This window comes from Rheinheimera pacifica (assembly GCF_024809855.1).
In the GTDB taxonomy this organism is placed as follows: domain Bacteria; phylum Pseudomonadota; class Gammaproteobacteria; order Enterobacterales; family Alteromonadaceae; genus Alishewanella; species Alishewanella pacifica_A.
Genome location: NZ_JANUEM010000020.1, coordinates 39026 through 51120, shown reverse-complemented (window position 1 = coordinate 51120; position 12095 = coordinate 39026). Strand labels below are relative to the sequence as shown.

Annotated in this window: 12 protein-coding genes; all 12 read left to right on the top strand. The window is 45.7% G+C overall.

Annotated features, from left to right (window positions below; genetic code table 11):
• Positions 1 to 14: 14 nt before the first annotated feature.
• Positions 15 to 962, top strand: coding sequence for a glycosyltransferase family 2 protein (locus tag M2404_RS18835; protein WP_259241409.1), 948 nt, complete (start codon positions 15 to 17; stop codon positions 960 to 962).
• A complete protein-coding gene (gene glf, locus M2404_RS18830) occupies positions 959 to 2137 on the top strand; it encodes a UDP-galactopyranose mutase (RefSeq protein ID WP_259241408.1) in 1179 nt (392 codons plus the stop codon). The genes M2404_RS18835 and glf overlap by 4 nt, the downstream gene beginning before the upstream one ends.
• Before the next feature lie 359 nt (positions 2138 to 2496).
• Complete coding sequence (locus M2404_RS18825) at positions 2497 to 3312, top strand: capsular polysaccharide export protein, LipB/KpsS family (protein WP_259241407.1); 816 nt, start codon at positions 2497 to 2499, stop codon at positions 3310 to 3312.
• Positions 3305 to 4426 (top strand): class I SAM-dependent methyltransferase, encoded by a 1122-nt coding sequence (locus tag M2404_RS18820; RefSeq protein WP_259241406.1) that lies wholly within the window; start codon positions 3305 to 3307, stop codon positions 4424 to 4426. The genes M2404_RS18825 and M2404_RS18820 overlap by 8 nt, the downstream gene beginning before the upstream one ends.
• Positions 4423 to 5619 (top strand): glycosyltransferase family 2 protein, encoded by a 1197-nt coding sequence (locus tag M2404_RS18815; protein ID WP_259241404.1) that lies wholly within the window; start codon positions 4423 to 4425, stop codon positions 5617 to 5619. The genes M2404_RS18820 and M2404_RS18815 overlap by 4 nt, the downstream gene beginning before the upstream one ends.
• A 79-nt stretch (positions 5620 to 5698) precedes the next feature.
• A complete protein-coding gene (gene rfbF / locus M2404_RS18810; protein WP_259241403.1) occupies positions 5699 to 6466 on the top strand; it encodes a glucose-1-phosphate cytidylyltransferase in 768 nt (255 codons plus the stop codon).
• Positions 6466 to 7542 (top strand): CDP-glucose 4,6-dehydratase, encoded by a 1077-nt coding sequence (rfbG, locus tag M2404_RS18805; RefSeq protein WP_259241400.1) that lies wholly within the window; start codon positions 6466 to 6468, stop codon positions 7540 to 7542. Before rfbF ends, rfbG begins: the two co-directional genes overlap by 1 nt.
• Entirely contained in the window at positions 7527 to 8090 is a 564-nt protein-coding gene (gene rfbC / locus M2404_RS18800; RefSeq protein WP_259241398.1) for a dTDP-4-dehydrorhamnose 3,5-epimerase, read from the top strand. The genes rfbG and rfbC overlap by 16 nt, the downstream gene beginning before the upstream one ends.
• Entirely contained in the window at positions 8087 to 9313 is a 1227-nt protein-coding gene (locus tag M2404_RS18795) for a class I SAM-dependent methyltransferase (RefSeq protein ID WP_259241397.1), read from the top strand. The genes rfbC and M2404_RS18795 overlap by 4 nt, the downstream gene beginning before the upstream one ends.
• Positions 9314 to 9317: 4 nt before the next feature.
• Positions 9318 to 10445, top strand: coding sequence for a DegT/DnrJ/EryC1/StrS family aminotransferase (locus M2404_RS18790; protein WP_259241396.1), 1128 nt, complete (start codon positions 9318 to 9320; stop codon positions 10443 to 10445).
• A 1-nt stretch (position 10446) separates the two neighbouring features.
• Complete coding sequence (locus tag M2404_RS18785; protein ID WP_259241393.1) at positions 10447 to 11271, top strand: formyltransferase family protein; 825 nt, start codon at positions 10447 to 10449, stop codon at positions 11269 to 11271.
• On the top strand, positions 11271 to 12074 hold the full coding sequence (locus M2404_RS18780; protein WP_259241390.1) for a cephalosporin hydroxylase family protein: 804 nt from the start codon (positions 11271 to 11273) through the stop codon (positions 12072 to 12074). The genes M2404_RS18785 and M2404_RS18780 overlap by 1 nt, the downstream gene beginning before the upstream one ends.
• Positions 12075 to 12095: the final 21 nt, after the last annotated feature.

Sequence of the window (12095 nt, the reverse complement as noted above, 5' to 3'; positions counted from 1 at the left end):
AGCTCAGAGCATCTATGAAATTATCTGTTATTGTTCCAGCATTTAAACTAGCACCTTATATTCATGAATGCCTGCTAAGTATTCTGGCTCAGCAGACAAACTTTAATTTTGAGGTGATAGTTTGTGACGACACCTCCCCTGATAATACGCTGGGAGTGATTAATTATCTGGCATCCGCCTATCCTAATTTAAAGATCCTGTGTAATACGCAAAATCTGGGCTTAATAGGAACAATGCGGCGCTTGCTGGAAACAGCAAAAGGAGAGTATATAGCTTATCTTGATGGTGATGACATCGCTTTGCCAGGTAAGCTTCAACAACAGGTAGACTATCTGGATGCTCATCCTGAATGCCGTATCGTCTACCATGAGTCGGATATGTTTGATAGCAAAACGGGCGAAACGCTGAAGTGGTACTCCCGGGATTTCTATAACTATAAATATATTCCACAGCAAGCTACTATCGCTCATCTGATTAAATACACTGTCTTTTTACAGGCAAGCAGTGTAATGGTTCGACGCTATGACCAAATGCCCGCTGCTCTGGCACATGGAAACCGCATTATATGTGACTATCCGTGGCATATTATGAACCTTGGATTGGCTGGCGGCACAGTTGACAGACTTGATCAGGTATTGGGGCGTTATCGTATTCATCAGGACAGTTTCGGCGGCCAAACCCAGCGAAATGCGCAAAGACGTATTGAGGTAACAGAGGAATTAGCAAACGCCTGTCAGCTTGGCAGCCGCTTTAATGTTGATCAGTCTATAATACAATTCGGTGTGAACCACGTTTATTTCTCCGCTGCATTGTATTTTTTGCGCCAGCAGGAATTCGATTTGTTCCGTCAGATGATCGAGCTTTCGGCTACAGATCAACTTTATTTTGATGAACGCCATCAGTTGGTGTATCACCATCGGGCAACACCAGACAAAGTATCTGAACTACTGGGATGGGTATGATGGGTGCTTATCAGGCTATCATTGTCGGGGCAGGATTTTCAGGTGCTGTAATGGCTGAGCGGCTTGCCAGCGTGTTGGGTTGGAAGGTATTAGTGTTAGAGCAACGTGCGCATATAGCAGGGAACTGTTTTGATAAGAAGAACGAGCAAGGTATAACAGTACATCAGTACGGCCCTCATTTATTTCATACTTCAAAGCCAAGGGTTTGGCAGTATTTGTCAGCTTTTACCGCCTGGCATCCTTATCAGCATAAAGTATTAGCCAGAGTAGGGGAAAAGTTAATCCCATTACCTTTTAATCTGAACTCCTTGCATTTGGTATATCCGGCGGAGCAAGCGCTTGCATTGGAAAGAAAGTTACTTGAGTTATACGGTGCCGGAAACAAGGTGTCTATTCTTAAGCTGCGGGAAACGGCAGAGCCAGAACTGGCCGAGCTCGCTGACTGGATTTATCAGAATATTTTTGTAAATTACACCATGCGGCAATGGGGCATTAAAGCCGAGGATATTGCTCCTGACGTTTTGGCCAGAGTACCGGTGGTGTTAAGCCGGGATGACCGTTATTTTCACGATAGTTATCAGGCGATCCCTGCTGCAGGTTACACTGCGCTGATTAACCGTTTATTGTCACATCAAAATATTAATGTGCAACTACAGCAAAACGCTTTGCAAAGGCTAAAACTGGAAAACGGAAAAATCTGTTTTGACGGTGAGATTTTTAGCGGCAAACTGATTTACACCGGTATGCTTGATCAGTTGTTTAGTTATCAGTTTGGTGAATTACCTTATCGGTCGTTGCAGTTTGTGTTCCGGCAGCTTGATTGCCCTTACTTTCAGACGGCAGCCACTGTTAATTACCCTAATGCCCCTGATTTTACCCGTATTACTGAGTTTAAACATATTCTGGCTGAATCGTCAGATGGCACCACAATCGTTACTGAATACCCTCAGGATTATGATAAAAACGATCCTGAAAAAAATATTCCATATTATCCCGTATTTACTGCAGACAATCAGCAGAGATTTGAAAAGTACAAAACGCTATCAGCACAATATCCGCAACTTATTCCTCTGGGACGGTTGGCAGAGTATAAGTATTTCAATATGGATGACGCAGTGGCTAATGCTCTTGAGGTTAGCCAACTGCTGTATGAGCAGTATGGAAAGCCAATATGAACAGGGTATGCCCTTGGGGTCTCAGTGAATTAAATCAGCATGATTATGCAGTGATCGGCTCAGGTGGTTTTGTACAACTTTTGCTAGATACATTGCGCCAAACAAATACCCGCTTACCGCAAACGCTGCTTGATGCAAACAAACCTGAGCGGGCTATTAGCGAAGCCGACTATCTTGTGCTGGGGACTGATACTTTTCAGTTAGAAATTATTGAGCGTTGGCAGCCTTATCTCAGAACCGGGCAGCAGTTTATTGATGTTAGCGATATAGTGCTATGTGCCAAATTCGGAGTTCAACCTCCTGCTTTGGATTATCGCTGTAACAATACAGCCGATGTTCTGTTTTGTGGCATTGGCACCGTGGTTAGCGAAGCTCAGTGGCTTTATCCTGTACGCCAATATCTGGCAGAGAAGGGGCTGAGCTGGCGTTGTATGCACCCTCTGGATAACCATCAAAGCGATTTGCTCCGTCAGGCAAAAGCCACCATAGTCTGGAATGGCAGCCAGCGTATTTACAGGGACTTTCTAACTCAATGTCAGTTAAACCGCGTCCCTGTCACCTATGCAGAATGTGGCTTTTTCCCTCAAGCTGAACATTTTTACTTTGACAACGCCGGTGTGAATCTTAGTTCTCAGTTGCGAGCAGATGATTTGAGCTGGTTAACTGAGCATGATGTCAAAGTGGCGCAACACTATCGTGAACAGCTTTTTCAGAAAAGACAGAGCCAGGATAAGGGCTATGTTTTTGTGCCACTGCAAATTGCTTCCGATAGTAATATCCAGAACCATTCGCGTTTTACTAACGGCATGCAGCAATATATCAACTTTGTGCTGTCACAGCATGATGCTACAAAAATCATTTTTAAGGTGCACCCCAAAGATCTATATGCAGATAGCTATGAATTTCATGGTGCTACAGTCAGCTCTGCAGATACGTTAGATCTTATTGCCGGTGCGACTTTGGTTCGGGGAATTAATTCCTCAGTGTTGTTTGAAGCTGCTTTGTTCGGCAAACAAATTAAAACAGATGGCGATTGTTTATTAAATAATAACAGCGCTGATGCGCTGCGGGTTGTTCAAGCCATGATTGCCCGCCAGTACCGCACAACTGAGTTTGAACCTGGACAAGCCAAACTGGCTCGTTTTTCCAATCTTGGACATTTATTTTATGACTGAATTAAAGCTGCAAGTCTGCATCGATCAAGCGCCTTCTGTTCTGGTAAGTGTTAATGCAGGGCAGCAAAGCGACTCTGTTCTTGCATGGGAACTATCTCGCACTTATCAAAATGTCCGGCATATCCGGCTTGAACATGTGCTGCAGTATCTGACTACTATGGAAGCCGATACTATGCTGCTGGATGTATTTAACGCTCTGCAGATAGGCGGAACTGTCGAAATACTCTGTGAGGATTTTGATGCAGTCGTTTTGCAGTGGCAAAACGCTGTTTGGGATGAGGGCAGTATTCGCCGTCCTGACTCTGATGCGCGGCAAGCTTTTGCCAGATTATTCGGCCCGCAAAAACAGGGAAACCCGACACAAACGAATTATGACTCAGGATACCCTGATACATTTAAATCTGCTTATAACAGTGCCCGGTTACATTTTCTGCTTGAAAGAACTGGTTTTACTCAGGTAAGTGTAAAGGCCTCGGCAGGCGGTTTGGTCGGTCAGGGTTTAAAAACAATGCAAAGAGGCGAGCGTCAAATTGCCAATAGTCTGGCGGGTATCCGGCCTGACCATATCAATCGTTATACTTTTGCAAAAGAGCAGCTTATTCCACAGCAGCCTTCCGCAGTGCTGGATTTGGCTTGCGGTATAGGCTATGGCTCAGCGTTATTGGCTGATACATTGAAATGCCGGGTAGTTGGCGTAGATATCGACACAGGTGCGATTCAATATGCCAGACAGCACTATGCATCAGAAGGCACTGAATTTATTCAGGCTGATGCCCGATTGCTGGAGTTAGGTACTGAAACTTTTGATGCGGTAGTATCTTTTGAAACTATTGAACACGTAGCGTTCGATTTGGAATTATTGCAGAAGTTTCATCGGGTACTGAGAGTGGGTGGAACTTTGATTGTCTCTACCCCAAATCAGGATGTTATGCCTTTTGATGCTGAAAAGTTTCAGTATCATATCCGGCATTATACCGTTGAAGAGTTTGTTAGCCTGGTACAGGCAGCAGGCTTCCATGTTACAGCCCGTTATCAGCAAAAAGATCCACATGGCGGTGTGGTAGAACCCGGTCATGAAGGTGCTTTCACCATTCTGGTATGCAATAAGCAATGAGCTTAACTGAACAGGAGCCTCTCTTTTCTATTGTGATACCGGTATATAACCGGGTCGAGCCGTTGCACAGAGCTCTAACGTCGGTGCTTGCACAGGATTATCAAAGCTTTGAAGTTGTGGTGGTTGATGATGGTTCGGCACCTGAAACAGGCATGGCAATAGCTGTGTTAGTGGCTAAGTTAAAGGATAATCGCATTAAGTTGGTTGCCTACCCGGAAAACCGCAATGGCGCTTATGCCAGAAATCAGGGTATAGCGGCTGCGAAAGGGAATTACATCTGCTTCCTTGATTCCGACGACGAGTGGTTGCCCACTAAGCTCAGCGAGTGCACAGAATTTATCCGCAAACACCCGGACTGCAAACTGTTTTACCACCGTTACTCAAATGTCAGGCAGGGTAAGCCTGAGCCTGCATTACCTACCGAGCCGATAAAAATAGGCCAGACGGCTGCTGAGTACTCATTTTGCACTAATCGCTACGGTGGTATTCAGTCTAGTTGCATCACCGTTGAAGCCGGACACGCAAAAAGTATCCGGTTCAATGAGAAGCTAAAAGGCCATCAAGACTGGGATTTTGTGCTCAGAGCGACAGCTACTCTTCCTCATATAGGTTTTGTACCGGAGGCATTAACCTGGCGGCATATTGCAGATGGAAATGCTGGCATGGTATCGCGGGATCTGAATTACCAGTTTTCCCGCGAATTTTTTAGTGATTATCGGCGTTACTTTAGCCTGAAAGCGGCGGCAGGTTATTCAGCGTATATACTGACCCACAAAAGACTAAAAACCTGGCCGAAGCCTGATTTTGATCGCTACCAGTTGCTAGCCTGGTTATATCATCCTTATTACTGCTATCAGCAGTACAAGCAATTACGGCAGCTGCAGACCAGATGTACCAGATTGCTACAGTATTGCCAGCGAAATAATATTCAATACCTGGCCTTGGTTGGCGTGAATGCCTATACCGAGTTTTTCATTGGTCATCATGGCAAGAATTTTGCTGGTATTACGTTGATAGATAAAACCAAGCGCGTCAATACTATGTTTGGTCCTAGCCGTCCTGCGGCAGAGTTAATGCTCGAAGACTGGCAAAGAGTAGAGCTAGTGGTGGCTATGACTGATCATCACTTTGTATCTATGCAGAGTGACTTAGCTCCTTATACTGCAAAAGCCAGTCAGATGTATGCATTTTGATTTATATATCATTGGCTTATAAGGCCTTGTTCCGGTTGAAGTTTGTAGTCGATAAAATGGCAGGAGAGTCAGTAAGCTTATGAAAGCAGTTATTCTTGCGGGGGGCTTTGGTACTCGCATCAGCGAAGAATCGCATCTGCGCCCTAAACCGATGATTGAAATTGGTGGCAAACCTATTCTGTGGCATATCATGAAAATTTATTCTGCTCATGGTATTAATGATTTTGTGATTTGCCTCGGTTACAAGGGATACATCATCAAAGAGTATTTTGCTAATTATTTCTTGCATATGTCAGATGTCACTTTTGATATGCGTTCAAACACCATGGAGGTTCATGAGAAACATGTCGAACCTTGGCGCGTAACTTTGGTAGATACTGGCGAGCACAGCATGACGGGCGGGCGTTTACGCCGTGTCAGGGAGTATGTTGGAAACCAGACTTTTTGTTTTACCTATGGGGATGGTGTTTCAGATATCAATATTAAGGAAACAATTGCCAAGCATAAAGCATCAGGCAAGAAAGCGACGGTAACTGCTATTCAGCCTCCAGGGCGTTATGGCGCTCTGGATATCAGTGGTGGTGTTGTGCAACAGTTTCAGGAGAAACCGGCGGGAGACGGTGCATGGATAAATGGGGGTTTTTTTGTACTAGAACCTTCTGTGTTTGATTACCTAAGCAGCGATGCTGATAGTTTTGAAGCAGAGCCACTCATGAAGATAGTGAGCCAAGGGCAGTTAAATGCCTATCAGCATAAAGGTTTCTGGCACGCAATGGACACGTTACGTGACAAAAACCATCTCGACCAGTTATGGCAACAAAATAAAGCTCCCTGGAAAATATGGTGATGTCATTATTTAACGGTATTTTTAAGGGAAGAAAAGTATTGCTGACAGGCCATACCGGCTTTAAAGGCAGCTGGTTGGCGTACTGGCTAAGGCGACTTGGAGCTGACGTGACTGGTGTCTCATTGCCGCCTGTTACGTATCCTAATCACTGGCAGTTGCTGAGTTTGGATATCGACAGTGTCGAGGCAGATATCAACAACGCTCAGCTGATGAGATCGCTTCTGAAGCAGACTAAACCTGAACTCGTGTTTCATTTAGCTGCGCAGCCTCTGGTTAGGGCGTCTTATCAGTCTCCTATAGATAACTGGCAAACGAATGTGATGGGTACAGTGAATGTACTGGAAGCCTGCCGTTCAGTATCATCTGTAAAAGCCATCGTTGCCGTTACAACAGATAAAGTGTATGAAAACAATAATAAAGGCGTTAATTTTTCCGAACAGGACCCATTGGGTGGCCATGACCCTTACAGTGCATCTAAAGCTGCCTGTGAACTGGTGATCCAAAGCTATCGACGCAGTTTTTTTGAACAACAGGGAGTATTGTTAGCCAGTGCCAGAGCCGGTAATGTTATAGGCGGAGGCGATTGGGCCGAAGACAGACTAATTCCTGATATTGTTAGGGCCTCTCACGCCGGTTCCCCGTTAAAAATTCGTTACCCCGAGGCTGTGAGACCTTGGCAACACGTCCTTGATTCGATATCAGGATATCTTTGTCTGGCGCAAAGTCTTTTGCTTGGAGAATCAGCTGGAGCTAGAGCTTGGAACTTTGGCCCTGACGTTTCTGAATGCGCAACAGTTGATATGGTGCTCCGGCAAATGCAACAACACTGGCCGGAGCTTAGCTGGCAGGCTGAATCAGAGCCACAACCTGTTGAAATGTCGCTCCTAATGTTAGACAGTGAGCAAGCACGGTGTCAGTTGAACTGGCAGCCAGTATGGCATTTTGAACAAGCCGCACATTATACAGCTCAATGGTATCAGAATTTTTATAACCAAAAGCAGGTGAGTACGGATGTCCAATTACAGCAATATTGCGAGGATGCAAAACAACAGGGGTTGGTATGGGCCAACAGCTAACCGCAGCTAAAACAAAGTTAAATGGAGTGTACTGTATTACCTCAGAACGCTTTAGCGACGAACGAGGTTTTTTCAGCCGCTGGTTTTGTGCCGAGACTTTAAAACCGTTGATGGGGGAGGCCGTAATACGGCAAATTAACCATTCGGTTAATCTGCTCAAGGGAGTAACCCGTGGGTTACATTTTCAATATCCCCCTGCAGCAGAATACAAGTTGGTGCGCTGTATTAAAGGTAAAGTATATGATGTAGTTGTTGATTTACGACATGGCTCACCGACGTTGAATAAGCATATCGGTGTCGAGTTGGATGCAGAAAGCAATAACATGCTGCTTATTCCACCTGGCTGTGCTCATGGTTTTCAAGCACTTGAAGATGATAGCCAGTTACTGTATTTGCATACCGCCGATTATCAGCCGCAATACGAAGGAGGCTGCCGGGTGGACGATCCTGCACTAAAAATAAATTGGCCTTTGTCGATAATTCTATTATCAGAGCGGGATGCTAACTTTCCGCTGCTCGGTCACAGTTTTGACGGAATTATGTTATGAGATGCCGACACTGTCAGTGTGCGCTTTCCTTACCCATGGTTGATCTAGGGACAATGCCGCCCTCGAATGCATATTTAACTGGTGCTGAGCAATTTGCTAATGAAAAAGCGTATCCGCTAAAGGTTTGGGTTTGTCAGTACTGTTGGCTAGTACAAACTGAAGACTTCACAAAGGCTGATGAGCTGTTCACAGCTGACTATGCTTATTTTTCATCGACTTCAGCGAGTTGGTTGGAACATGCTAGGCAGTTTGCAACGCAAAGCCGGGTACGACTTGGGTTAAATGCACAAAGCTTTGTGGTTGAACTGGCATCAAATGATGGTTATTTACTGAAAAATTATCAGGCTGCAGGTATTCCCTGTCTAGGAATTGAACCTACTACGGCGACAGCCAATGTGGCGAGGCAGCTGGGGCTTGAAGTAGTATCCGCATTCTTCGGGAAAATGCTGGCAGAACGTCTTTACACACAATATCGCCAGGCCGACCTGATTATCGCAAATAATGTGCTGGCCCATGTGCCGGATATCAACGATTTTGTGTCAGGGATCAGCCTGCTGCTGTCGGATAATGGGGCTGTCAGTCTGGAGTTTCCCCACTTGTTGAACTTGCTGACACAATGTCAGTTCGATACCATCTACCATGAGCATTATTCCTATCTGTCGTTGCATACGGTACAAACAATTTTGCACACAGCAGGGCTGAGAGTGTTCGATGTTGAACAGTTGCCAACCCATGGTGGCAGTCTGCGGCTTTGGTGCTGCCATCAGCAAGCCCAGTATGAAACCTACGATAGCCTGCAGCAAGTGCTGGCGCTGGAAACACAAGCTCGGTTGACAAGTCCAGTTGCTTATCATGGCTTTCAGCAAAGAGTGGTGGGTATTGCAACGAAATTGAAGGATTTTCTGCAACAATGCCATGCGGAAGGCAAAACGGTTGCCGCTTATGGAGCGGCAGCAAAAGGTAATACGTTACTCAATTATGCAGGTATCGACAGCCGTTTGCTGCCTGTTGTGTACGATGCTGCAAAATCCAAGCAAGGCAAATTTCTGCCTGGTAGCCATATTCCCATTGTTTCGCCTGACTTGCTGGTTAATAATCCGCCTGATGTGGTGATTATTCTGCCGTGGAATATTGCCGATGAAATCAAAGCCCAGCTTCGTCAGCAATGCCATACAGCATTGACTTTTGTCACTGCTGTGCCCTCTTTGATTATAAGTGAGTGATTTTATGCACGAAATCCCCGTATTTAAACCGCTGATTACTGAACAGGAAATTAATGCAGCCACTGAGTCTCTCCGTATTGGATGGTTAGGCATGGGGGCAGCGGTAGGTGAATTTGAACAGCATTTGTCTGACTATTTGGGGTTACAAGATCGGCATCTGGTGGCTGTTAGCACCGGACATGCCGCATTGCATCTGGCAATGATGTTGATTGAAGCCTGCCCAGGGGATGAGATTATTACGCCGTCTTTTAATAACATCGCCGACTTTCAGGCTATTCTGGCCGTTGGTGCCACGCCAGTGTTTTGTGATATTGACGAACGGACGCTCTGTATCGATCTTGTTAAGGCAGAAGCACTGATTACGCCTCGGACTAAAGCCATTATTGTAATGGATTACGACTGCTGCCTTGCGGATCATGATCAGGCCGCCCGCTTGGCCGAGCAGTATGGTATCCGAATTATTCATGATGCCGCTCATTCGCTAGGATCTGCCTATAAAGGACGTAAAGTAGGCACTTTCTCTGATTTATGTATGTTCAGTTTCGATCCGGTAAAAACGATTACCACTATTGATGGTGGCGCATTGGTCGTTCGCTCAGAGGCCGAAAAGCAGGTATTGCACGAAATGCGTCTGATCGGCATGGGGCAGCCTGCTGCTGTAATGTATGAGAATAAGCGAGCCTGGACTTATGATGTGCAGCGGTTAGGGTTTCGCTACCATCTGGCAAATCTGCATGCGGCTATAGGGCTGGTCCAGCTTACAAAAATGCCAGCAATTACTTACAGCAGACAGCAGACTTGCAAGCGATACAATGAACATTTTGGCAGGCTCCCTCTGGTGCAAGTGCCACATTCTGATTTTAATGACGTCACCCCGTTTTTGTACTATATCCGGGTGCCGGCAGAACACCGGCAACCACTACGCGATTACATGAAAGCCGACGGGATTGATACGGGTATTCATTGGCAGCCTGGTCACTATTTTGCATTGTTGAAGGATATGCCCAGAGGGAAGTTGGAAGTGACAGAGCAAATTGCTAGTGAGATTCTTTCTTTGCCACTGCATTCTATGATGTCAGAAGATGACGTCTTACGTGTCATTACTTCGGTTACACGCTATTTTGAGGCATAAAATGACTAAACCATCAGTAATTCTGCTTGGTTCTAAGCCCGGTGCCGTTGTTGCGCTGGAAAGTCTGGTTGAGCGCGACTGGACGGTTGTTGCCGTAGTATCGGCAGACCAGGACAGCCACACTTTTATTCGTAGTGAAACATTGTCTCAGGCGGCTGACAGAATGAAAGTGCCGTTATATTCTAATCAGCGCCAGTTAAGCGGCTTGCAGGCTGATTATGTAATCAGCTATATGTTCAGGCACAGAGTACTGCCGCAGACACTGACAATGGCAAACAAGGCTGCACTAAATTTTCATGCGGGCCCTTTACCAGAGTTTGGAGGTTGGGCATTTTACAATGTTGCTATTCTTGAAGGGGCTAAGGAATATGGTTGTAGCTGCCATCATATGGATGACGGCTTTGATTCTGGAGCGATAGTTCGGGTTCGCAGATTTCCTGTAAACAGCGAACAAGAAACAGCTTTTAGTTTAGAACGCAGATCCCAGCAGGAGATGATCAAACTATGGCATCAAGTCTTGGACATGGCTGAAGCTGGGGCTCCATTACCTTGTGAGCCACAGGACCCTTCCAAGATGCGTTACATGGACAAAGATACGTTTATGGCACTTAAACAGATCCCTGATGGTGCTGACGCTGAAACAATAGAGCGGGTAGCACGAGCATTCTTTTACCCACCCTATGAACTGGCTTATCTGATACATAACGGCCATCGTGTGGCAGTGATACCTAAGTTGGCAAATACTCTGCTTGGTGAGTGGTTGCATCGGGATGATCTGGATGACTTACGCAATGTAAGTCGGTTATGCAGCAACGGAGAAATATAGTGATTACGATAGTAGACGATAAGGTCATGGTGACTGATGAGCAAGGCAATACTCAGTCGTTCGGCATCGGTACTCCAGAAGCTTTCCAGATTATCAGCAATGTTTGGCTGCGTTCGGGTTGGGACACCAAGTATGTCTATTCCTTTAGTTGGCTTGGGCGCCCGGTGATTCAACTGCCTGAAGATATGATCCGTATTCAGGAACTGATCTATGAGCTTAAACCTGATGTCGTAATCGAAACAGGAATAGCGCACGGTGGCAGCCTAGTCTATTATGCTTCTATTCTGAATGCGATTGGGAAAGGTCGGGTTATTGGTATTGATATTGAGATCAGGCCACATAATAGAGCTGCGATTGAAGAACATCGTTTGGCACCGATGATTCATCTAGTGGAAGGCTCATCTATTGATGCAGATGTTGTGGCACAAGTCAGGTCTCTGGTTGTGGCGGGGGAAAAGGTGTTGGTGATTTTGGACTCGAACCATGAATGTGACCATGTGCTTGCCGAATTAGAGGCTTATGGCCAGCTTGTAACGCCGGGTTCTTATATTGTGGCCTGCGATGGCATTATGCAGGAAGTAGTTGGAGCGCCAAGAACTTCGCCGGATTGGAAATATAATAATCCGCAGCAGGCTGTTCGTATTTTTCTGGAACAGAATCAGGAGTTTGAACTGGTTGAACCAGACTTTCCCTTTAACGAGGGGATGATTATGGAGCGGGTAACCTATTGGCCTAATGCTTACCTTAAAAAGAATACAAGTTCTGTGGAAAAACAATGGGAAGTGGGTGGAATTTTTCCCTAAGATATAATGCCTCGGAGGTTT

Excerpts from the sequence above, each read along its gene's own strand:
- M2404_RS18835 (WP_259241409.1), top strand. The coding sequence starts at position 15 with ATGAAATTATCTGTTATTGTTCCAGCATTTAAACTAGCACCTTATATT.
- glf (WP_259241408.1), top strand. The coding sequence starts at position 959 with ATGATGGGTGCTTATCAGGCTATCATTGTCGGGGCAGGATTTTCAGGT.
- M2404_RS18820 (WP_259241406.1), top strand. The coding sequence starts at position 3,305 with ATGACTGAATTAAAGCTGCAAGTCTGCATCGATCAAGCGCCTTCTGTT.
- M2404_RS18815 (WP_259241404.1), top strand. The coding sequence starts at position 4,423 with ATGAGCTTAACTGAACAGGAGCCTCTCTTTTCTATTGTGATACCGGTA.
- rfbF (WP_259241403.1), top strand. The coding sequence starts at position 5,699 with ATGAAAGCAGTTATTCTTGCGGGGGGCTTTGGTACTCGCATCAGCGAA.
- rfbG (WP_259241400.1), top strand. The coding sequence starts at position 6,466 with ATGTCATTATTTAACGGTATTTTTAAGGGAAGAAAAGTATTGCTGACA.
- rfbC (WP_259241398.1), top strand. The coding sequence starts at position 7,527 with ATGGGCCAACAGCTAACCGCAGCTAAAACAAAGTTAAATGGAGTGTAC.
- M2404_RS18795 (WP_259241397.1), top strand. The coding sequence starts at position 8,087 with ATGAGATGCCGACACTGTCAGTGTGCGCTTTCCTTACCCATGGTTGAT.
- M2404_RS18790 (WP_259241396.1), top strand. The coding sequence starts at position 9,318 with ATGCACGAAATCCCCGTATTTAAACCGCTGATTACTGAACAGGAAATT.
- M2404_RS18785 (WP_259241393.1), top strand. The coding sequence starts at position 10,447 with ATGACTAAACCATCAGTAATTCTGCTTGGTTCTAAGCCCGGTGCCGTT.